Annotated in this window: 20 protein-coding genes; 12 read left to right on the forward strand and 8 right to left on the reverse strand. The window is 61.2% G+C overall.

The window, feature by feature from the left end; genetic code table 11:
* Positions 1-22 precede the first annotated feature (22 nt).
* The 3 genes from I2I01_RS19795 to I2I01_RS19805 all read left to right on the forward strand — a co-directional run bounded on the left by I2I01_RS19795 (position 23) and on the right by I2I01_RS19805 (position 2,189).
* Positions 23-715, forward strand: coding sequence for a type 1 glutamine amidotransferase (locus I2I01_RS19795; RefSeq protein ID WP_196288259.1), 693 nt, complete (start codon positions 23-25; stop codon positions 713-715).
* 51 nt (positions 716-766) lie between these two features.
* Positions 767-1,612 carry an AraC family transcriptional regulator gene (locus I2I01_RS19800; RefSeq protein WP_196288260.1) on the forward strand — a complete coding sequence of 282 codons (846 nt, stop codon included), beginning with the start codon at positions 767-769 and terminating at the stop codon, positions 1,610-1,612.
* Positions 1,613-1,682: 70 nt separating this feature from the next.
* The gene (locus I2I01_RS19805) at positions 1,683-2,189 is read left to right on the forward strand and encodes an SgcJ/EcaC family oxidoreductase (RefSeq protein WP_196288261.1); all 507 of its coding nucleotides are present in this window, start codon (positions 1,683-1,685) and stop codon (positions 2,187-2,189) included.
* Between the two features lie 28 nt (positions 2,190-2,217).
* Here the strand turns inward: I2I01_RS19805 and dgt are convergent, their stop codons facing one another.
* Positions 2,218-3,603 carry a dGTP triphosphohydrolase gene (gene dgt / locus I2I01_RS19810; RefSeq protein ID WP_211538058.1) on the reverse strand — a complete coding sequence of 462 codons (1,386 nt, stop codon included), beginning with the start codon at positions 3,601-3,603 and terminating at the stop codon, positions 2,218-2,220.
* Positions 3,604-3,751: 148 nt separating this feature from the next.
* Here dgt and I2I01_RS19815 point away from each other — a divergent pair, with 148 nt between their 5' ends.
* On the forward strand, positions 3,752-4,123 hold the full coding sequence (locus I2I01_RS19815; RefSeq protein ID WP_196288262.1) for a nuclear transport factor 2-like protein: 372 nt from the start codon (positions 3,752-3,754) through the stop codon (positions 4,121-4,123).
* A gap of 57 nt (positions 4,124-4,180) precedes the next feature.
* Here I2I01_RS19815 and I2I01_RS19820 read toward each other — a convergent pair whose 3' ends face one another.
* Positions 4,181-7,201, reverse strand: a complete 3,021-nt coding sequence (locus I2I01_RS19820) for a M1 family metallopeptidase (protein ID WP_196288263.1) — start codon at positions 7,199-7,201, stop codon at positions 4,181-4,183.
* Positions 7,202-7,403: 202 nt separating this feature from the next.
* Between I2I01_RS19820 and I2I01_RS19825 the strand changes: the two genes are divergently transcribed.
* Positions 7,404-7,829 carry a DUF1810 domain-containing protein gene (locus I2I01_RS19825; RefSeq protein WP_196288264.1) on the forward strand — a complete coding sequence of 142 codons (426 nt, stop codon included), beginning with the start codon at positions 7,404-7,406 and terminating at the stop codon, positions 7,827-7,829.
* 89 nt (positions 7,830-7,918) lie between these two features.
* A complete protein-coding gene (locus I2I01_RS19830; RefSeq protein WP_196288265.1) occupies positions 7,919-8,434 on the forward strand; it encodes a DUF1648 domain-containing protein in 516 nt (171 codons plus the stop codon).
* 27 nt (positions 8,435-8,461) lie between these two features.
* Here I2I01_RS19830 and I2I01_RS19835 read toward each other — a convergent pair whose 3' ends face one another.
* Complete coding sequence (locus I2I01_RS19835) at positions 8,462-9,139, reverse strand: DUF1361 domain-containing protein (RefSeq protein WP_196288266.1); 678 nt, start codon at positions 9,137-9,139, stop codon at positions 8,462-8,464.
* A gap of 145 nt (positions 9,140-9,284) precedes the next feature.
* Between I2I01_RS19835 and I2I01_RS19840 the strand changes: the two genes are divergently transcribed.
* From I2I01_RS19840 to I2I01_RS19860, 5 genes are all read left to right on the forward strand, one after another.
* The gene (locus I2I01_RS19840; RefSeq protein ID WP_196288267.1) at positions 9,285-11,021 is read left to right on the forward strand and encodes an ABC transporter substrate-binding protein; all 1,737 of its coding nucleotides are present in this window, start codon (positions 9,285-9,287) and stop codon (positions 11,019-11,021) included.
* 134 nt (positions 11,022-11,155) lie between these two features.
* On the forward strand, positions 11,156-12,457 hold the full coding sequence (gene hemL, locus I2I01_RS19845) for a glutamate-1-semialdehyde 2,1-aminomutase (RefSeq protein ID WP_196288268.1): 1,302 nt from the start codon (positions 11,156-11,158) through the stop codon (positions 12,455-12,457).
* 161 nt (positions 12,458-12,618) lie between these two features.
* Positions 12,619-13,518 (forward strand): hypothetical protein, encoded by a 900-nt coding sequence (locus I2I01_RS19850; RefSeq protein WP_196288269.1) that lies wholly within the window; start codon positions 12,619-12,621, stop codon positions 13,516-13,518.
* Positions 13,519-13,692: 174 nt separating this feature from the next.
* Positions 13,693-14,232: a dCTP deaminase gene (dcd, locus tag I2I01_RS19855; RefSeq protein WP_196288270.1), complete on the forward strand. Its 540-nt coding sequence runs from the start codon at positions 13,693-13,695 to the stop codon at positions 14,230-14,232.
* A gap of 131 nt (positions 14,233-14,363) precedes the next feature.
* Entirely contained in the window at positions 14,364-14,912 is a 549-nt protein-coding gene (locus I2I01_RS19860) for a hypothetical protein (protein ID WP_196288271.1), read from the forward strand.
* Between the two features lie 102 nt (positions 14,913-15,014).
* Here the strand turns inward: I2I01_RS19860 and gldC are convergent, their stop codons facing one another.
* Positions 15,015-15,350, reverse strand: a complete 336-nt coding sequence (gldC, locus tag I2I01_RS19865; protein WP_196288272.1) for a gliding motility protein GldC — start codon at positions 15,348-15,350, stop codon at positions 15,015-15,017.
* 113 nt (positions 15,351-15,463) lie between these two features.
* Positions 15,464-16,588, reverse strand: coding sequence for a DNA polymerase III subunit beta (gene dnaN, locus I2I01_RS19870; protein ID WP_196288273.1), 1,125 nt, complete (start codon positions 16,586-16,588; stop codon positions 15,464-15,466).
* Positions 16,589-16,825: 237 nt separating this feature from the next.
* On the opposite strand from dnaN, the gene I2I01_RS19875 reads away from it, so the two are divergent.
* Positions 16,826-17,263, forward strand: coding sequence for a BLUF domain-containing protein (locus I2I01_RS19875; protein WP_196288274.1), 438 nt, complete (start codon positions 16,826-16,828; stop codon positions 17,261-17,263).
* 41 nt (positions 17,264-17,304) lie between these two features.
* On the opposite strand, the gene I2I01_RS19880 is transcribed toward I2I01_RS19875, so the two are convergent.
* The 3 genes from I2I01_RS19880 to gldF all read right to left on the reverse strand — a co-directional run bounded on the left by I2I01_RS19880 (position 17,305) and on the right by gldF (position 20,042).
* Positions 17,305-17,499: a hypothetical protein gene (locus tag I2I01_RS19880; protein WP_196288275.1), complete on the reverse strand. Its 195-nt coding sequence runs from the start codon at positions 17,497-17,499 to the stop codon at positions 17,305-17,307.
* An 87-nt stretch (positions 17,500-17,586) separates the two neighbouring features.
* Entirely contained in the window at positions 17,587-19,317 is a 1,731-nt protein-coding gene (gldG, locus tag I2I01_RS19885) for a gliding motility-associated ABC transporter substrate-binding protein GldG (RefSeq protein WP_196288276.1), read from the reverse strand.
* Positions 19,317-20,042: a gliding motility-associated ABC transporter permease subunit GldF gene (gene gldF, locus I2I01_RS19890; protein WP_196288277.1), complete on the reverse strand. Its 726-nt coding sequence runs from the start codon at positions 20,040-20,042 to the stop codon at positions 19,317-19,319. Before gldF ends, gldG begins: the two co-directional genes overlap by 1 nt.
* Between the last annotated feature and the right edge of the window lie 35 nt (positions 20,043-20,077).

The following is a 20,077-nucleotide window of genomic DNA, read 5'->3' on the forward strand; positions in this document are numbered from 1 at the left end:
GCGCTTCCACTGCCTACAGCACATGCCTGACGAAGGCCCCGGCCACGCGGCGGACTGGCTGGCGGCGCATGGCCACTCGCTCACCTTTACCAAGCTGTTTGAGCCCAAACCGATATTTCCGGTGCTGTCAGATTTTGATGGCTTGCTGATTCTGGGTGGGGCTATGAGCGTGCACGATGAGGACCAACTGCCGTGGCTGCGCTTAGAAAAGGCCTTCATCAAAGAAGCATTGCGGGCGGGCAAAATCACGCTGGCTATTTGCCTGGGGGCGCAACTTGTAGCGGAGGCACTGGGCGGCGAGGTGCGGCCCAACCACGCGCCGGAAATTGGCTTCTGGACGGTGCGGTTTTCGGCTCGGTCACTGGAGCACCCGTTGCTGCGCGGGTGGCCGGAGAAGGCCACGGTGCTGCACTGGCACCTCGATACCTTTACGGTGCCGCCGGGGGCGGTGCGCGTAGGCATGTCGGCGGCCACGGCTACGCAGGGCTTCGTGTGGGGCGATGGCGTGATTGGGTTGCAGTTTCACCCGGAAATGACGGTGCCCATGGTGGAGAAGCTGATGGAGCTGGAAGGACACGAGCAGGCCGAGGAGCAGGAATTCGTGCAGACTGCCGAGCAGATTCGCGGCAAGTTGAAATCGGTGTGGAAGGGCCGCAAGTTACTGGAGGCGCTGCTGGCAAACCTGGTGGCCCTGCACGAAAGCGAGGCCGGGTAGCAAATTTCTGCGCCGCGCTTTACCTTGTGGCAGCAGGCCAAGCGCAACGTCATGGAAGCTCCGTTCTGTCAGTTTTATCGGCCCCATCCGGCGCTACAGCCCTACGTGGCCAACGTGATGCTGATGCACCTGCGGCTGCCGCCGCACCTGCCCCGCGTAGAAAAACCCTTTCCGGCCACCCCGGAGCAGTGTCTGTTCTTCTACGCCCGCGATGCCGTGGAAGTGTTCCATTGCGCCCGAAACGAAGCGCTGACCAGCCCGCCGAGCATCATTTTAGGGCCTCAGCTGGCTCGGGTGAACCTGCGCATGGGCCACGACCAAATCACCATCAAAGTGGGGTTTCGGCCGGGGGGCTTGTTCCGGCTTTTCGGCGTGCCCATGTGGGAGCTGCTCGACCAAACCGTGGACAGCACCTTTGTGGCCGGGGCAGAAATTCGGCAAATCAATGAGGAACTCCGGGAGATGCAAGAGTATTCGCGCATGATTGGCCGGGTCGAAACGTATTTGCTTGGCAAGGTGGCGGCGCTAAAGGCCGGTGCCCATGGCATCGACCAGGTGGCCCAGCTGATGCAGCAGCGCGGCGCCAGCCAGCGGGTATCGCTCGACTGGCTGGCGGGGCAGGCCTGCCTCAGCCCGCGGCAGTTCGAGCGCAAGTTTCTGGAACGCGTGGGCATGAGCCCCAAGCTTTTCCTGCGGGTGGTGCGTTTTGCGCAGGCCTACCGCCTGAAAGACCAGCAGCCGGGCCTGGACTGGCAAGACGTGGTGTACAAATGCGGCTACTACGACCAAACCCACCTCATTAAGGACTTTCGGCTTTTTGCGGGAGTCAGTCCCACGGCCTTGCTGAAAGAGGATGAAAATGCGGGCTTGAATATTTATGCGGGCGGCCCTGCATAACGTCGATTTTTTACTATTCATCGCTGGGCCACCGCGCCACCTTTGCTTCATCACTTAACCGATGAAAGCGATGAAAACATTAGTCATTTCGGCTCTGGGCCTGGCCCTAGTCGGGGCTGCCCACGGCCAAGCCGTCCGGCCCACCTCCCCCGACGAACAAGCCGTGCGCCAGGTGTTGGCTGGTACCGTAGAGGCCTGGAACCAGCATGACACGGGCCGCTACTTCAGCTACTTTGCCCCTGAGGCTCAATGGGTGAACGTGGTAGGAATGTGGTGGCACAATGTGGCGGAACACCGCTATGCCCTGGATATTTTTATGCAGGTGATGTTCAACAAAACCACGCACACCGTGCTGCGCGAGGAAGTAAAAATGCTGCGGCCCGACCTGGCCCTGGTGCGGCATCACTGGAAGCTCGATGGCTGGGTGATGCCCGATGGCCGGGACATGAGCGCCGTTTCAACCGGCGTGATGACCATGCTGATGGAAAAGCGCAACAACAAGTGGCTGGTCATCGACGGCCAAAACACATCCATTGACAAACAAGCCGTTGACCCGGTGCTGACCATGAAAAAATAGGAAACAGGCATGCTGGCCCGCGCCCGCCTCAAAAACCTTTCGGCAATTCAATTCCCTTGATGGTCTTGTACAAGCTCAGCGCGTTTTGGTCGGTCATGCCGGCCACGAAGTCGGTGAGCAACAGGATTTTTTCGTAAACCGACACATTAGCCTGGTGCCTTCCGGCACGGAACTGCTCGGGCAGCAGCAGGAGCAGCTTGCGGCTGCGGTGGCCCTGACCGGCGTCGAAAATGGCGCAGAGGAAGGCGTCGAGCAGGCCGCCGAGCACGTCGAAGCCGGCGGCTTCGATTTCAAGCACAGGCCGGCTGCGGTAGAGCTGGTTGATGCTCAGGCGCTGCACTTCCTGCAGGTCGGCCCAGCAGCTGAGCTCTTTGATGAGGGATTGGTCGTACTGCCCGCGCAGAATGGCGGGGGCGTGCTGGGCAAATAGCCCCGCCAGCTCGGCCACGAGCTTGCCGATGAGGCGGGCGCGGATGTAGCCCAGCTCCTCCCGCCAGTCGTGCCACTGCACGCTGCCCTTGCGGCCAGCGGGGTCGTTGAGCATCTTTTTGAGTAGGGGAAGGCCGGTTTCGGGTGCGATGAGGCCCAACTTAAGGCCATCCTCAAAGTCGATGATGCGGTAGCAGAGGTCGTCGGCAGCTTCAACCAGAAAGGCCAGCGGGTGGCGGTGGTAGAAGCCGCTGGCAGCATCTTTGGGCAGCAAACCCAACTCGGCGGCGACGTGCTGAAAGCGGGCGGCTTCCGTCTGGAAGTGGCCGTATTTTTTCTCTGAAGCGCCCCCAACTTTGGCCGCGTCGGGCACCAGGCTGGGGCGCGGGTACTTGGTGAAGGCACCCAGTGTGGCGTAGGTGAGGCCCAGGCCAGCCGTGCCAGAGCTGTGCGCCGCGTAGGTGTGCGTGAGGATGCGAAAGCCGGCCGCATTGCCCTCAAAATGCTGCAAATCCGCCACTTCAGCGGCTGTCAACTGTGCCAGGTACGGAATCGCGGAGGCACTGAGGAAGTAGCTGCTGATGGCGTCTTCGCCAGAGTGGCCGAAGGGCGGGTTGCCGATGTCATGGGCCAGGCAGGCGGCCGACACAATGTCGCCGCAGTCCTGGTCGAGGTTGGGCAGCTGTTGGGCCAGTTCAGCATCGGCCTCCATGAGGTGGCGGGCGGCGAGGCGGCCCAGGGAGCGGCCCACCACGGCGGTTTCGAGCGAGTGGGTGAGGCGGGTGTGCACGAAGTCTGTTTCGGGCAGGGGCATCACCTGGGTTTTGCGCTGCAGGCGCCGAAAAGCCGAGCTGAATACCACCCGGTCATAGTCTTGCACAAAGGCGCCGCGCACCGGGGCGGCGCTGGCGGGCGGCAGTTGTTGGTCGGGGAAGCGGCGCTGCGAGAGCAGGCGCGGCCAGGTCATCGGCATATCAGCGGGCATGATGCAAAAGTAGCAGCCGAGCAAGGCGTAATAACGGGAAGATTGGCCCGCCTCGGCCCGAAATGCCGCCAGCTAATCGCTGCAGACCAGCAATTCGCCTTGCTATATTGCCGCTGGCAAAACGCGGACTTAATTATTTGAAATGAACATGAATGCAGCCCAGCTCTTGGAAGACAGCTTACTGGTGATTTGGAATGACCGGGATGCCAACCGCCGTTTGGCAGCCATGTCCAGCGTGTACGCCTCCGACATCGCCTTTTTTGAAGGCCACGGTGCCGAACCCATCACCGGGCATCAGGCAATAAATGAGCTGATTACCAAGCTGCAGGCCGAATGGCCCGTAGAATTTCAGTTTAAATTGACCAAGCCCGCGCAGGCCAACAAGGCTGTGCAGCTCATTACCTGGCAACTGGGGGCCGACGGGGCACTGCCCGTGGCCACCGGTGCGGACGTGGCTATTGTTGAAAACGGCCTGATTAAAGGGCTGTATTTGTTTCTGGACAGAGCCGAAAAAGCATAATTCTTATTCGTTCGGGTGCGCACTCACGGCTGCGCACCCGAATAGTGGGGCCAAACACTACCGCGTTAAGTTCTCATCCAGCAGCCGGAAGGGGCTGAGCTTGTTCAGGGCCAGCACGAAGCGGATGCCATCGGTGAATTCCTGACGGCTGCCGGGCAGGCCATTATTGAACTGCGAGCCAGCCACCGGCACGTAAATCTCGAAAATGCTGCGCGCAATGGGCAGCGTGAAGCCAGCGTCATAAAACAGGCGTTGCGAGGTGCTGCGGCCCGCCAGGAACTGGGTTTCGCTGGTGGCGCCGAGGTCGCCAAATACCGCCAATGGGAGGCCGGGCACGTCAATCTGAGCATTGAGGGCGCTAAGCCAACGCTGGCTGGCCACGGGCAGGAAAGCCTTGAAGGCGCCGTCGCGGTTGTCGGTTTGGTGCAGCTGGGCGGTGACGGTGTGCGAAATCTGCTGGCGGTCGAGGAAGGGGGTTTGGCGGCGGTAATCGGGGCTGCCGCTCAGGCCCATCACGAAGCCGGTGTTGGTGCTGCTTTGCAGGAAGCGGCCGCCGAACAGGCGCAGCTGTACGCGCTTGTCTTTGGCGTAGAAATGCTGCAAGGCGGCCGAAGCCCGTAGGAGCACGGCACCCCGGTCGTTGCTTTCGGTGGAGTTGGCCAGCAGGTGGTTCAGCTCCACGTTGGCCGACCAACTGTTGATGGCGTTGTCGTGCCGCACCGAGTATTCGGCCGTGGTAATGCTGCTGGTGCGGTTGCGGTCCTGGTCTGTGACGGAGGTGAAGGCCACTTGCAGCTGGTGCTGAGGCAGGTAGCCGATGCGGTGCGGCAGCACGAAGGTGAAGCTAGGCTCGGTCTTGAAATACCGCTCGAAGCGCTGCACCGTGAGGGCCGTGATGAACTGCCGGGCGCCGCGCTCGGGCCGCGAGTTCAGCTGCAGGCGGCCGATGCCGTTGAGCTCGTTGCGATTGAAGCTGTACATGGGCATGGCCAGGTACTGCAGCTTTTTGGGCGCAATGAGGCTGTTATGGAACGCGGCCCCCAGCATGAACTTATCCGACGTGTTGGCGCCCACCACGGGCAGCCAGTTTACGGTGGCTTTGTCCCAGCGCTCCACGCTGAACAGCGGGCGCAGGCGTAGCGGCTCCGACCGGTCGCGCGGGCCGTTTTCGAGGCGCAGCCGGTCGTTGCGGCGGTTGAGCTGCGGGGCCAAGTAGCCGGCATCTACCACCACGGCCACCACGTTGTCGCGCTTGAAGTTGAGCTGGCTGGTCACTTCCTCATCGGCGTTGGGGTCGGTGTTGCCGAAGGGCGTGGTCCAGAGAGTTTCGAGGATGTTGTTCTGCGCGTCGACCGTGGACACGGGCACCGACCAGGGCCGCTCCGACTCGGTGCGCACCAGCACCTTCACCACGTCGTTGAACACGGCCACGGCGGCCAGGTCGGCCTCGTAGGGCTGGGCCGTGGTGAGGAAGTCGCGGAAAAACCAGCCCAGCTTCTGCCCCGTGCTTTCCTCAAACACGGCCTGCATGTCCTCGGGGTATGGGTGCTTGAACTGCCAGCGCGTGTAGTAGAGGTGCATGGCCGCGTCGAACTTCTCCTGGCCCAGGTAGCCGGCCAGGTACTTCAGCGACACGCCGGTTTTTTCATACACCGTGGCCGCGTAGTTTACCTGCGTGTAGTCGGCCGAGGTGGGGCCTTGCACCGGCTGAGCCAGGCCGCGCGTGGCCAGGGCCTGGTAGGGCAGCTGGCTCAGGGCGGTGCCGGGCAGGTTTTCGAGGCCGAAGGTGTTAGCCACGGGCTTGATTTTTTGCAGCACGGCCAGCATGCCGGCCTGCGGGTTGCTGAGCTCCTCGACTCGGATTTGCTCGTATGTGTTCACGCCCTCGTCCATCCACGGGAAGTCGCGCTCATTCGAGCCCAAGATGCCGTAGAACCAGTTGTGGCCCACCTCGTGCACAATGGCGTCGGGCTCGGTCACGGTCACCATGGGGTATTCCATACCCGAGCCGGCGGTGAGTGCGCCGTCCACGGCCGTGGCGCTGGCGTAGGGGTATTCGCCCACCCATTTCGAGTAGTTGATGAGGGCGTCGTTCACTTCCTGCAGGCCCTTAATCCACCGCTCGGCCTGCCGGTTGGTGAATAGCACCCACGACGTGACCACGCGGCCCGAGGGCATTGTCACCGATTCGCGCAGCACGTTGAAGCGCTTGTCGGCAAACCAGGCGAAGTCGTGCACCCGGTCCTGCTTGTAGCGCAGGGTTTTGGTGGTGGGCGCCGAGGCCGGGAAGGCCATATCCTTGCCGAAATCGTCGGCCGTTTTCTTGGCGGCCGTGGCAGCAGCCAGGCCGGCCATGCGCGCCTGTTCGTCGGGGTTTTGCAGCACGCCGGTGGCTCCCACGGTGTAGTTGCTGGGCAGGGTGATGCTCACGTCGAAGGAGCCGTATTCCGAGTAAAACTCGCCCTGGCTGAGGTAGGGAATGGGGTGCCAGCCGCGCCGGTCCAGCACCGCGGGCTTGGGGTACCACTGCGAAATCTGGTAGCTCTGCCCCACGTGCCCCATCCGCGAAAACGAGCCCGGCACCTTCACCCGAAACGGCGTGGCAATGGTGGCCGTGGCGCCCGGGGCCAGCGCCTGTGGCAGCACCAACTTGGCGATGTCGGGGTTTTCGGGGTCGAATTCGAGCTTGGCCGGCTGGCCGTTCACCTGAAAAGCGAGGCTGTCGATAAAGCCGCGCTCATCGGGCTTGGCGAAGAGAAACTTGCGGCTGCCCTGGCGCTTCTGCTCCTGGCCGAAGGCGGTATTGTTGTCGCGGTAGGCGTTGGGCCAGAGGTGAAACCAAATAAAGGTTAGGGCCTGGGGCGAGTTGTTGAGGTAAGTCAGCTCCTCGTGGCCGCGCAGCTGGTGCGTGCGGTCGTCCAGCTTCACATCAATTGAATAGTTGACTTCCTGCTGGAAATAAGGTCCGCTGGCGGCTTTGGGCGGGGCGGCCGGCTTGGGCTTTGGTTTGGCGGGGCGTTGGGCCAGGGCCAGGCCCGGCAACAGGGCCAGCAGGCCGAAGAATAAGCGTTTGGTCATGTGGGTGAGAGCGAACGGTGGGTAGCGCCGCGTCAGGGGCGAAACTACGGCGCGGCCAACGAGAGAACGAAGGAAAGGGCCTCGGCGGCCGTAGGCCTTCCTAAAAACCGACTAAAATTTAACCGGCTGCCCCGAGTATTTGCCTTGCATCATTAGGCCAGCTGCTGCCGTTTAACGCCTTGTCTTACCCATTAGCATCCTCATGCCCAGCCAAAACAGCTTGAATCGTTTCCTCGATGCGCAGGCCAACAACTACACCGACGCGCTGGCCGAAATAAAAAATGGCCGCAAGCGCACCCATTGGATGTGGTATGTCTTCCCCCAAATTCAAGGCTTGGGCCTGAGCGAAACCGCCCGGTTTTACGCCATCAACGGCCGGGGCGAAGCGGAAGAATATGCTGCACATCCGGTGCTGGGCCCGCGGCTTCGAGAAATCAGCGCGGCATTGCTGGACTTGAAGTCGAACGACGCAAACGCCATTTTCGGCAGCCCCGATGACATGAAGCTCAAATCTTCGATGACCTTGTTCGCGTCGTTGCCCGGTGCGCCGCCGGTGTTTCAGCAGGTGCTGGATAAGTTTTATGGCGGGGCGCAGGACGAGAAGACTTTGCGCCTGCTGGGTAGCTGAGCCACCGAGGCCGCTGCCACTGTAATGTCCGGCAGATTGCGGCGATAAGTCATGCTCATACCAACAGTCACTCCGTTTCGGCCCGCTGCATGGAACCAAGGCCTCAGATCGAAGTACCGTATATTCCAGCCGACAAGGCCGTCGACATACTGGCCTGGGCCGCGCTGGCCCTGCTCTGGGCCCTCACCGTCTGGTACCTCATCCAACTGCCCGACATCATTCCCGTGCACTTCAACGGCGCGGGGCAGCCCGACCGCTACGGCGAAAAGGGCACTTTGGCGGTACTGGCGCTGGTGACCACCGCACTATTCGCGGCCATGACGGCGGTAACGAACGCCGTAAGCAAGTATCCGCACATGATGAGCTTTCCCTTTGCCATCACGCCCGCTAATGCGCTGCGGCAGTACCGCGGCGCCATCCGGGTGGCCCGTGGCTTCAGGATTGGGCTGATGCTGGTGTTTCTGCAGCTGCTGTATGAAACGGGGCAGGTGGCCGCCGGGCAGGCCGCGGGACTGGGGGAGTGGTCGTTGCCCGTGTCACTGGTGTTAATGGTAGGGTCGCCAGTCCTGTTGTATGGGTGGACGGTGGCTAAGGGGCAGGAATAATTGCTGACTAGTAGATATTCGGCACGCTTACGCCTCCACCTGTGCGCGGCCCAGCAGCCGCACTGTGCCGTAGCCCACCAGCAGAAACAACCCGAATACCAGCGTCACACCCCAAGTGCCGGGAAAGGAAAAAGGGTGCAGAATGCGGTTCACGATGTCGTAGAACAGCGTCAGCGGGTTGGTGAGCACGTCCCAGGAATTGAAGCGCAGGTAGCGGCCCAGGTAGATGCCGAAGCTGCTGAGCAGCAGCGCCACCGTGGCAAACCCCCAGCCCGACCAGAACCCCAGCCGCGCCTGCACCAGCCGCTGCATGTCCGACAGCGAGGCGTAGGCCAGCATCAGGCCGTTCCAGGCGCAAGTGAGAATGAGGGCCAAATCGTACCACAGCGGCACGCCGGGGCGCGAGTCGAGATGGAACAGGTCGGTAAGGATGTAGGGCGCGTTAGGGAAGAAAAGCAGCCACGCCGCACCCACGGGCACCAGCATGCGCGTTTGCAGCGGGCCTTTGGAAAGACCCAGCAAAGTGCTCAACGCAAAGGGAATAACGGCCAGAAACAGGTTCCAGAGCAGAAATAGAAACGTGACGCGACCCGTCATGACCACGCGGCCCACCACCAGCAGGAAACTGAGCGTGAGCGAGGCCGCCAGCACGAACATGAGGGTGATGCGGGTGCGCGAGAGGGGGAGGGCAGAGGTAAGCAACACGGCAGGCAGTATGGGTTAGGTGAGGAAAGATAACGCCTCGGGCCCGGGGTTGCGTATATGCCACAATGGTCCGCCGGACCGGACGCCCGCATTTGTGGCTAATTTTGCGTTGCTTTCCATGTAAGAAAGCGCTTTCCCTGGCTTGATGTTATTTCCTTTTACGCGGCATACTAGATTTAAGTGGCTGGTGGCCGGCCTGCTGCTGAGCGCGCCCGCCCTGGCCCAGACGCCGACCAAACCCCGGCCCGCTGCCCCCCCGGCCGCCGACCCCGCCACGCGCTACCGCAACGCCAAAACCCAACTCGACCTGGGCAACTACGCCGCCGCCCTGGCCCAGCTGGAGCCATTGGCCCAGCCCACCGCCCGCTTTGCCCGCGGCGCCGACGCCGCCTACCTGGCCGCCGTGGCCGCCGCCCGCCTCAAGCAGTGGCCCGAATCTGAACAGCTCCTCAACCTGCTCCGCACCGAGTACCCCACTTACCCCAACCTGCCCGACGCCCTGCTGCTGCAAGGCCAGGTTTCCTTCGAGCAGGAAGACTACGACACGGCCCTCAAAACGCTGTCGTTGCTGCCGCCCGGCAAATTTGCCGCCGAGCGCGAAGGCATGAAGGCCACCTACCTGCCGCGCATCAAGGAGCGCAGCACCTGGGTGCGCAACCTGCGCCGCTACCCCGACGACGCCACCCTGGGCCGCGCCTACGCCGACCGCCTCGTGTTCGGCGGCGCCTACACCGACGCCGACCAGGGCCAGCTCAACGACCTCATCACCAAATTCGGCCTCGACCGCAGCCGCTACACGCCGCGCCCCCGCGTAGCCGCCAAGAAAAGCAGCTACAACGTGGCCGTGCTGCTGCCCTTCGAGCTCAGCGACCCCAGCTGGCAAACGGTGCGCAAAAACCAGTTTGTGACTGACCTCTACGCCGGCCTGCGCGTAGCCCAGGACAGCCTGCAGCGCGCCGGCCGCCCGCTTCAGCTGTTCGCCTACGACACCGGCGCCGATACCCTGGCCCTCAAACAAGTACTGGCCCTACCCGAACTGGCCGGCATGGATTTGCTCATCGGGCCTATCTACAAGTCGGGCGCCAAGCTGCTGGGCCGCTACGCCCGCGAGCACCAAATTGTGTGCGTGAACCCGCTTTCGCAGGACGGCGACCTCGTGGTTGACAACCCCTGGCACTACCTGTTTTCGCCCAGCACCACCACCCAGGGCCGGGTAGCGGCGCAATTTGCCCTCACATCGTTTGGCGGCGGAAAGCCGGGCGTGTTGCTGCACGAAGACAGCAAGGACGACGCCGCTTTTGCTAATGCCTACAAGTCCGAATATGAAAGCCAGGGCGGCAAAATCGGCCTCCTCCGGCGCTTCAACCCCGACGTGGATGAAAGCCTGAGCACCGCCTTTGCTGCCCTCGACCTGCCCAGCGCCAGCCACCTAATGGTGTTTTCTGATAACCGCCGCCTCGGGCCCTACACCTTCACGCAGTGGCAGCAGCAGCCCGCCGCCACGCGCGTGCCGCTGCTGGCCCCCGGCTCCTGGCTCGACAACCCGCGGCTCGACGTGTCGCAGCTGGGAATGCAGGGCGTGTACTTCATCCAGCCCAAGTACTACAACGAGCAAGGCCCCGGCTTCCGCCGCTTCCGGCAGCTCTACCTGCAAAAGCAGCACCTGCCGCCGTCATTGTTCGCCAGCCAAGGGTTTGAGCTGCTGATGTTTTTCGGCACGGCCCTGTTCCAGTATGGCCCCGCTTTCCAGTCCAACTTATCCAGTGCCGGCGCCACGCCCGGCGTCATCTTCGACGGCATGAGCTACGCCAACGGCGCCCACGACAACCAAGTGGTGCCCATCGTGAAGCTCAGCAACCTGGAGCTGCAGGTGCTGCGGTGATTGAAGGGTTGAGTTTTGAATGTTGAGGGTTGAGTTATGCGGCCGGTTACGGCTGTGCCCGCCTTCACTCCGCTTTCAAACTCATCCTTCAAACCCAACCCTCAACATTCAAAACTCAACCCTTATTTATTTAAATGCTCAACCTCACCACTTCCGCTGCCCTTTTCGAACGCGCCAAAACCCTCATTCCCGGCGGTGTCAATTCCCCGGTGCGGGCGTTTCGCTCGGTGGGCGGCTCGCCGGTGTTCATGCAAAGTGCCGAGGGCGCCTGGCTCACCGATGTGGATGGTAACCGCTACGTGGACTTCATCAACTCCTGGGGCCCAATGATTTTGGGCCACGCTCCGGCCGTGGTGCTCGACGCTGTGCGGGAAGCGCTGCCGCACTCCCTCAGCTTTGGCGCGCCCACTAATCGCGAAGTGGAAATGGCCGAGCTGATTCGGAAAATGGTGCCCAGCATTGAGAAGGTGCGCCTCGTGAACTCGGGCACAGAAGCCTGCATGTCGGCCATCCGGGCCGCCCGTGGCTACACCGGTCGCAACAAAATCATCAAGTTTGAAGGCTGCTACCACGGCCACGGCGACGCCTTCCTGATTGCAGCCGGCAGCGGCGCCCTTACCGCCGGCGAGCCCGACTCGGCCGGCGTGACCCAGGGCGTGGCCCAGGACACCCTCACTGCCCCCTACAACGACCTGCCCGCCGTAGAGGCCCTCATCGCCGCCAACCCCGGCCAGATTGCCGCCCTCATCCTGGAGCCCGTGGTGGGCAACATGGGCCTGGTAGCTCCCGCCCAAAACTTCCTGCAGGCCCTGCGCGACCTCTGCACCCAGCACGGCATTGTCCTCATTTTCGATGAAGTGATGACCGGCTTCCGCCTTGCCCAAGGCGGCGCGCAGGAGCTCTACGGCATCAAGGCCGACATGACAACGCTGGGTAAAATCATCGGTGGTGGCCTACCCGTGGGCGCCTACGGCGGCCGCGAAGACATTATGAACTGCGTGGCCCCCGCCGGCAAGGTGTACCAGGCCGGCACACTTTCCGGCAACCCCATGGCCACGGCCGCTGGCATGGCCCAGCTGCGCTACCTGCACGAGCACCCTGAGCTCTACACCGCCCTCGAAGCTACCAGCGCCCGCCTCGCCGACGGCACCCGCCAGATTGCCGCCGAGCTGGGCCTGAACTACACCGTGAACCGTGTGGGCTCTATGTTCAGCCTCTTCTTCACTGCCGAGCCCGTCACCAACCTCGACGACGCCAAGAAGTGCGACACGGCCGCCTTTGGCCGCTACTTCCACGCCATGCTGGAGCGCGGCATCTACCTGGCCCCCTCGCAGTTTGAGGCGCTGTTTGTATCGACGGCCATCACCGACGAGCTGGTAGAAATGTACCTCAAAGCATGCCGCGAGTCGCTGATTGAGGCCCACCGCGCCGCTTAAGGCAAAACGTCCATTACGGAGCGCGCAGCGAAGCCTCTTTACCGCAAGAGTAAATAATTACTACTGCGGTAAAGAGGCTTCGTTGCGCGCTCCGTGACTTTAAGGCTTAGCGAAACTTATTTTTTTAAACTTCGCCAAACCCCGCGCTATACCTTTGCCCCATGGTAAAACAGCTTTTTCTAGCTATTCTGCTGCTGCTCGGGCCGCTGGCGCAGGCCGAAACTCCTGCTCAGGCCAACAAGCGCCTCTTCGACAAAACCATCGACGAGCTGAATTTTCGCACCATGGAAACGGTGTACGACAAGTCGTTCACCCGGGGCAAATTTCCGCTCACGCTGCGCACTGCTGCCGCGCGCCGCCAGTTCGACGGCTTCGGTACCAATGCTGCGCTCAAGCAGCTGTTCATGAACTACAACGGCATTGCCGAACGGTACAAAAACCGCTTCGGCAACGGCCCTATGACGCTGGCCGAGTTCGAGAAACAGCTCAAGTCGGTGCTGCTTGATAAGAACTTCGAGTTCTTCATCCACAACCTGCCACGCGACGAGCGAGTGGCCCTCATTCGAGCCGAGCAGCGTCTCATTCAGCAGGCCAGCGCCCAGTTCAACGACTCCGGCCAGCCCGCCGGCCCCGCCGCCGAAGCCGCCGAAACCGAAGCCCAACCCGAAGCACCCGTATCGGCCCCGCTAACCACGGCCAGCGCCGGCAGCGAAGAAGCGGAGGCCCCCGCCCGCTCCGAGGAAGCGCCCCTCACCAGTGCGCCCGTGGTGGCCGAAGCACCCGGCGCGGCCCCCCGCCACGATTGGCTCGACTACTTTACGCTGCTCTTCAGCCTAGGCAGCCTGCTGACGTTGTTGTATCTCACCACGAGCGTGTTGCCGGCCATGAGCCGCCGCATCAACAACCTGGCTGCCGACCCGGAGCCCGAACCCGAGCCGCGCAGCTTTGCGAGTCGATTTCGGCCCGAACGCTCGCAAGGACTGCGCGAAGACAGCTACGAGGACGATGACGAGGATGACCTCGAACCCAACGGCCCGGCCCGCCACCACGACGATGACTAAGTGAATTGCCACTGTCCGTCAGCCATTCACAAAACGAACGTCATGCAGAGCGCAGCGAAGCATCTTTACCGTGAGAGTAATTCAATCGAAAGAATTAGTCGCGCAGTAGAGATGCTTCGCTGCGCTCAGCATGAACTCCTTAAAACAGATTTGAAATAGCAACCACGCAATTACATGATTCTTACCGACCAGCAAATCCTCGCGGAAATCGAAAAAGGTACCATCGTCATCGAGCCCTACGACCGTAGCTGCCTGGGTACCAATTCCTACGACGTGCACCTGGGCAAGTACCTGTCCACCTACCGCGATGCAGTGCTGGACGCCCGCAAGCACAACGAAATCGAAACTTTCGAAATCCCCGAAGACGAAGGCTACGTGCTGGAACCCGGCCGCCTTTACCTCGGCGTGACGCAGGAGTACACCGAAACCCACGCCACCGTACCCTTCCTCGAAGGCAAGAGCAGCGTGGGCCGCCTGGGCATCGATATTCACGCCACGGCGGGCAAGGGCGACGTGGGCTTTTGCAACCATTGGACGCTGGAAATCAGCGTGTCGATGCCGGTGCGGGTGTACCGCAACATGCCCATTGGCCAGCTCATTTATTTCACCGTGCAGGGCAATGTGGAGACGTTTTACAACCGCAAGCAGAACGCCAAATACAACGACCGCAGCGACAAACCGGTGGAGTCGATGATGTGGAAAAACCAATGGTAGCATATTCGGAAAGGGCTATGTAGGCCGGGCAAAACCGAACCGGAAGCGCGAAAGCTGCGTTTAAAACCCACGCTGGGCTTCCTTTCCTCTGGCCCGGTCCTTGCGTAAGTGTTACCAAAACCCCTACGACGATGACTACGAAAACAGCATTTGCTTCCTTGTTTTTGGCCCTTATGGCCGGCGCTGCTACTGCCCAGCAGGCCCCCCGTGCTTCCACCGTGCAGCCGCAGGACAAAACGCAGTCCAGCCCGCGCCTCAACCCCGTGGCTGAGCGCGCCGAACGCCTCAGCACCCACATGGTGCGCGACCTGCACCTCAACAACTACCAGGCTACTAGGCTCCGCGCCATCAACGCCGATAAGGTAGCCAAGATGGCCGCCATCGAGCGCAAAAACGCCGGCAATCAGAAGTTGATTGACCAGGAGTGCAACGGCGTGTGCAAAGAGCGTGACCAAGAGCTGATGGCGGTGCTCAGCAACGACCAGTACAGCAGCTACTTCGGCTCCCGCGCCAATTACTACAAGTACGATAAAGATTACGCCGCACAATCGGCCAGCATCCTGCTCACCAACTCGGTGCAGAACCCGGCCCCGGCGCGTGCCAACGATGCGACCATCGTGCCTACTGCCGAGCGCCCGGCCAACCGGCCGGCTGGCAACCTGGGCCGCAACGCCCGGTAGAACAGCCGCTTTGGAATGCGCTTATTTAAAAAGCCCCACCGCAAGTTTCCGGTGGGGCTTTTTTGCGCGAGAGTCTGCCGCGCGAAAGCATTCGCTGCCGCGCTATTGTCCTTGTTCCTGCTTGTCGAGGTACTCCGACAGCTCTTTGCAGAGCGCCCGCATGCGGGTGGCCATTTCCTTGTCGTCGGTGGCCGTCACGATGTTCTCAGCCATCGAGCCAATGTTGTCGACCACGAAGCGCTTCATTTCGTCCACGGGCATGTCCTTGGTCCAGAGGTCGATTTTCATGGTGCCTACCTGCTCCCGGTCCCACAGCGCGATGTTGATGGCCTTTGCGAAGTGAATGTCAGGCCCCGCGTCGGTGGCCGACCAGCTGATGGCCTCGGGTACTTTATTGTCATCCAGCGCGATGCTGAAGCGGATTTCTGATTTTTTCATAATAGGTAAAAAGTTGTCATCCTGAGCATAGCGAAGGACCTTTTCACGCTAGAAAATTCCAACGTGACAAGGTCCTTCGCTGCGCTCAGGATGACAGTTCAGAGGGCAAAAAGTTAGACGTAGTTGTTCAGCATCACCGGCATCACCAGCATCAGGATGCTTTCGTTGTCGTCGGGGGTGGTGGGCATGAGCAGGCCGGCACGGTTGGGCGTGCTCAGCTCCAGGGTGATTTCCTCGGAGTCGATGTTCGAGAGCATCTCAATCAGGAAGCGGGCGTTGAAGCCGATTTCCATGTCCTCGCCGTCGTACTGGCAGGCCAGCGTTTCCTTGGCTTCGTTGCTGAAATCCAGGTCCTCGGCCGAAACCACCAGCTCCGAGCCGGCCAGGCGCAGGCGCACCTGGTGGGTAGTTTTGTTGGAGTAGATGCTGATGCGGCGCACCGAATTCAGCAGTTCGGCCCGGTTGATAACCAGCTTGTTGGGGTTGCTTACCGGAATTACGTTCTCGTAGTCCGGGTACCGCTCGTCAATCAGGCGGCACACGAGGCGCATCTGGTTGAAGGAGAAGAAAGCATTGCTTTGGTTGAACTCCATCTTCACCGGCGTGGCCTCGGAAGGCAGCGTGCCTTTCAGCAGGTTGAAGGCCTTGCGCGGGATGATGAGGTTGGCGGTTTGGCCGGCGCCCACGTCCTGGCGGCGGTAGCGCAGCAGGCGGTGGCCGTCGGTGGCCACGAAAGTCACTTGGGCATCGGAAAGTTGTACGAGGATGCCGGTCATGGCCGGGCGCAGCTCGTCGGTGCTTACCGCGAAGATGGTTTTGTTGATGGCGCGCGACAGCGACGACGAGGGCATCTCAATGGGGGCCGAGCCCTTCACTACGGGCACACGGGGGAAGTCGGCCGCGTTCTCACCGGCCAGCTTGTAGCGGCCGTTCGAGGAGCTGATTTCGATGGTGTAGGTTTCCTCGTCCAGCGTGAAGGTCACGGGCTGGTCGGGCAGGTTCTTGAGGGTGTCAAGCAGGATGCGGGCGGGCGCGGCAATGCGGCCGGTGTCGCGGGCCTCCACGGGCAGCTCGGTTATCATGCTCGTCTCCAGGTCGGAGGCGGTGATGGTGAGCTTACCGGCCTCAATCTCAAAGAGGAAATTCTCCAGAATGGGCACCACGGGGTTGTTCGTAACCACGCCGTTGATGCTTTGCAGCTGCTTGAGCAGCGCGGAGGACGAAACAATGAATTTCATAAGCAGAGCCTTGGTTGGGGTTGGGGGAGGGCAAAGATACGCGGCGGGGTTGGCGTTTGGAAGCCGGTCGCAAGATTGAGGGAAGACGTTTTAGGGCACAAAACAGCCTGAAAAATGACCATCAATAACGGATTTACGTTGGGCTGCTGAGAAGTTCGTTGAGCCACTAATTTAAACTCAGCCATTGTGCGCATTCCGGCAAGCGAAGTTCTTTGTTGCTTCAATCCTGACCTTATTATGGAATCGCTACACCATTTAGTCTATCAGAGCTCGGCTACCACCGGGCTAAACGAAGCTGAGCTCACTGCCTTGCTCACCCAGTCGCGCAACTGGAACCATGGGCACGAGCTGACCGGGCTCCTGCTTTACAGCAACGGCGACATCATGCAGGTGCTGGAAGGCCCAAAGGAAGAAGTGTATTACATCTTCAACCGCATTGCGCAGGATGCGAGACACGGCCGGGTGGTGAAATTGTCGGACGGGCCCATCGCGGCGCGTCGTTTCTCGCAGTGGTCCATGGGCTTTAAAGCCCTGAAACCGGAAGAGTTTACGAACCTGCAAGGCTATGTGAATCCCCAGTCGCCTGGCTATCTAAGCGAACAATCCCTGCAACCTGATAGGGGCTTGCATGCGGTGCTGGCTGGTTTTGTAGTGGACGACGTAATCCGGCTCTGAATAAGTAGCTAGGTTAGCTGAGCTGCGGGTTGAAACCTTAGCTAATTGCGAAGCCATTGTACCACAGGCGATATAAGGGCGCCAAGGACAAGCCCGAACATGGCAATGGCTAAAAAAGCCGCGAAAGTGTTCAGTACAACCGCGCTGCCGGCATTGGAATAATGCCCTTTGTATTCTTTTATCAGCACCTGCTTGACCCGCACCCGGCTCCGGTAGCGCAAATACAGGTACGCCATCCCAATCGGGGCAAATAGCAGAACTCCGACAGCATCCTCGAAAAAAGCACTGAATAGCTCGTCTATTGTAGCTAATTTACAGCGAGCCTACGCCGCAAACGACGCGTAGCGCCGCTTGCGCCGCCACGCCCGCACGGCCCCGAATACGCCCAGCAGCGCCAGCGGCGCCCCGATGTTGAGTAGCTGCCAGCGGCGGCGCTGCTCGGCCAGCTTCACCTTGTCCAGAGGGCGGAGGGTGATTTGCTTGCCGCGCACGGCGATGAGGCCGGTTTCGTCGAGCAGGTAGTCGGTGGCGTTGAGCACCAGCTCGCGGTTGGCGAATTCGGTGTTGGCAAGGCGGTCGAAGCCCAGGCGGTAAGGGTTGCCGGTTTTGGGGTCGACATCGGAGCGGATGAAGTCGCCATCGGAAATGACAAGGATTTTGCTGGGCCGGGCGTTGGCTGGCTTCTCGGGCTGGAATTGCAGGGTGCCGGGCCGGGCGCGGTTGGCAAAGAGCGAGGTGAACTGGCCTTCGAGCAGGTAGCCCACCGGCTGAAAGCTTTTCTGGTAGAGCTTGGGGTTGGGCTCCAGGCGGGCGTCGTTGAAGTTGATGGGCACTGGGGCGGGCAACACGCGGGTGTAGCGTGAGGTGGTGAGGAGCGGCGTTTTGCGAATGCCGGCGGCCTTTACCGTGTCCAGGTTGCCCACGAATTTCATGTACACCGCGTCGAGGTTGCGGGTGATGGGGTGGGGGCTGAAGCGGTTGATGAGCGGGTAGAGCTGCCAGGGCATGGGCTCAATCTTAGGCTTGTTGCCCTCCATGCCCGTCACGAGCGGAATCTGGCCGCTGTTGAGGTCGAGCAACAGGTTTGGGTTCAGGCGCAGGCCGTACTTGAAAAACAGGTCGTCAAGGTTCAGGTTGTAGGGCGTGGCCAACGCGGCGCCGTTGCGGCTCACGCTGTCAAGGTCCACCCGCAGCGCATCCACGAAAAACAGCGCCCGGCCTCCTTGCGTGATGAACTGGTCAAGCTTGAACTTGTCGTCTTCGGAGTAGGGAGTTTTGGGTTGGGCCACCACAATGGCGTCGAGGGCACTCAGGTCTTTAACCTTGCTCAGCGTGACGCGAAACACGTCGTACTGCTGCTGCCAGGTACCGAGGATGTCGCCCGCTTGCACGTTGCTCAGCTCGCCGTGGCCTTCCACCACGCCGATGCGCTTGCGCAGCGATGGCACAAGCGCTCGGATGGTGCTGGCCAGCTCATACTCCAGCCCTTCGATGCTTTGGTTGAGGCGCACATCGGCCGGCGCGGCCTGGTTGCCGCGCAGCAGCAGCACGTTTTTCTCCTTGCCGCCCACGCTCACCACTGCCCAGGGGAAGATGATTTTTTCCACGCGCTTGCCGTTTTCGGTGGCGCCGAGGTTGGTGGGTTTCAGCCCTTTCTTAAAGAGCGAGGTGTAGAAGGCATTGCGGGCGGCCTCAGTGCTGCCGGCGCTGGGGTCGATGAAAATGTAGTTCAGGTTGGCCCCGCCGTACACTTGAAATTCGTTCAGGGTTTCGCGCACGCCCTGCTCCAGCCGGCGGAAGGCGGGCGGGAAGTCGCCGGTGAGGTACACCGTGACAGTAACGGGCTGCTTGAGCTCACGAAGCAGCTTCTTGGTGGCCGGCGACATGGTGTAGCGCTTCTCCTCCGTCAAATCGAGGCGGAAAAACAGGCGTTGGGCCACGAAATTGAACAGCAGCAGTCCGCCGATGATGGCGGCAAACGTCAGCAAGTCGCGCTGCTTGCGCGAGGAAGGGGCCGCTGCAGGAGCCGATGGAGTAGTCAACGTATTTTCCATTACCAGTTCCGGCTGCGAAGGGCGAGGCGCGTGGCTTGCAGCGCCACCGCTACCACGCTAAAGAAATAAACCAGGTCGCGCGAGTCCACCAGCCCCTTGCTCAGGTCGCGGTAGTGCGCCGCAATGCCCAGCTGGCTCACGTAGTAGGCCGAGCTGCCTTGCAGCACCGAGGCCAGCGAATCGAACCCCGAATACACCAGAAAACAACCCACCACCGCCACCAGAAACGCAATAATCTGGTCGCGCGTGAGGGCCGATGCCAGCACGCCAATGGCCGCAAACACCGCCGCCAGCAGCGCCAGCCCCAGGTAAGACCCCACCGTGGCGGCAGAGTCGATGTTGCCCTCAGGGCTGCCCAGTTTGTACACAGAGTAGTAATAGAGCAGCGTGGGCACCAGCGCCAGCAGCGCCAGCAGCAGGCAGGCCAGGTACTTGCCGCCGATAATCTGTCCGTCGGTCAGCGGCCGCGTGAGCAGCAGCTCAATAGTGCCGGCCTTTTTCTCCTCGGCAAACGTGCGCATGGTGAGAGCCGGAATCAGGAACAGGAAAATCCACGGCGCTAGGTTGAACAGCGTTTGCAGGTCGGCGTAGCCGTAATCGAGCACACTGCTATCGGGGAAAACCCAGACGAACAGGCCCGTCGCCACCAGGAAAACCCCCAGCACCACGTAGGCCACGGGGGAGTTCAGGAAGGCATTGAATTCTTTTCTTAGAATGGTAAGCATCTATTCTCGTTTGTCATCCTGAGCTTAGCGAAGGA

This window comes from Hymenobacter properus, assembly GCF_015694735.1.
Classification (GTDB): Bacteria; Bacteroidota; Bacteroidia; order Cytophagales; family Hymenobacteraceae; genus Hymenobacter; species Hymenobacter properus.

Bases quoted from the DNA above. Each gene is read 5' to 3' on its own strand.
- I2I01_RS19795 (WP_196288259.1), top strand. From the start codon at position 23: ATGCCTGACGAAGGCCCCGGCCACGCGGCGGACTGGCTGGCGGCGCAT.
- I2I01_RS19800 (WP_196288260.1), top strand. From the start codon at position 767: ATGGAAGCTCCGTTCTGTCAGTTTTATCGGCCCCATCCGGCGCTACAG.
- I2I01_RS19805 (WP_196288261.1), top strand. From the start codon at position 1,683: ATGAAAACATTAGTCATTTCGGCTCTGGGCCTGGCCCTAGTCGGGGCT.
- dgt (WP_211538058.1), bottom strand. From the start codon at position 3,603: ATGCCCGCTGATATGCCGATGACCTGGCCGCGCCTGCTCTCGCAGCGC.
- I2I01_RS19815 (WP_196288262.1), top strand. From the start codon at position 3,752: ATGAATGCAGCCCAGCTCTTGGAAGACAGCTTACTGGTGATTTGGAAT.
- I2I01_RS19820 (WP_196288263.1), bottom strand. From the start codon at position 7,201: ATGACCAAACGCTTATTCTTCGGCCTGCTGGCCCTGTTGCCGGGCCTG.
- I2I01_RS19825 (WP_196288264.1), top strand. From the start codon at position 7,404: ATGCCCAGCCAAAACAGCTTGAATCGTTTCCTCGATGCGCAGGCCAAC.
- I2I01_RS19830 (WP_196288265.1), top strand. From the start codon at position 7,919: ATGGAACCAAGGCCTCAGATCGAAGTACCGTATATTCCAGCCGACAAG.
- I2I01_RS19840 (WP_196288267.1), top strand. From the start codon at position 9,285: ATGTTATTTCCTTTTACGCGGCATACTAGATTTAAGTGGCTGGTGGCC.
- hemL (WP_196288268.1), top strand. From the start codon at position 11,156: ATGCTCAACCTCACCACTTCCGCTGCCCTTTTCGAACGCGCCAAAACC.
- I2I01_RS19850 (WP_196288269.1), top strand. From the start codon at position 12,619: ATGGTAAAACAGCTTTTTCTAGCTATTCTGCTGCTGCTCGGGCCGCTG.
- dcd (WP_196288270.1), top strand. From the start codon at position 13,693: ATGATTCTTACCGACCAGCAAATCCTCGCGGAAATCGAAAAAGGTACC.
- I2I01_RS19860 (WP_196288271.1), top strand. From the start codon at position 14,364: ATGACTACGAAAACAGCATTTGCTTCCTTGTTTTTGGCCCTTATGGCC.
- gldC (WP_196288272.1), bottom strand. From the start codon at position 15,350: ATGAAAAAATCAGAAATCCGCTTCAGCATCGCGCTGGATGACAATAAA.
- dnaN (WP_196288273.1), bottom strand. From the start codon at position 16,588: ATGAAATTCATTGTTTCGTCCTCCGCGCTGCTCAAGCAGCTGCAAAGC.
- I2I01_RS19875 (WP_196288274.1), top strand. From the start codon at position 16,826: ATGGAATCGCTACACCATTTAGTCTATCAGAGCTCGGCTACCACCGGG.
- I2I01_RS19880 (WP_196288275.1), bottom strand. From the start codon at position 17,499: ATGGCGTACCTGTATTTGCGCTACCGGAGCCGGGTGCGGGTCAAGCAG.
- gldG (WP_196288276.1), bottom strand. From the start codon at position 19,317: ATGGAAAATACGTTGACTACTCCATCGGCTCCTGCAGCGGCCCCTTCC.
- gldF (WP_196288277.1), bottom strand. From the start codon at position 20,042: ATGCTTACCATTCTAAGAAAAGAATTCAATGCCTTCCTGAACTCCCCC.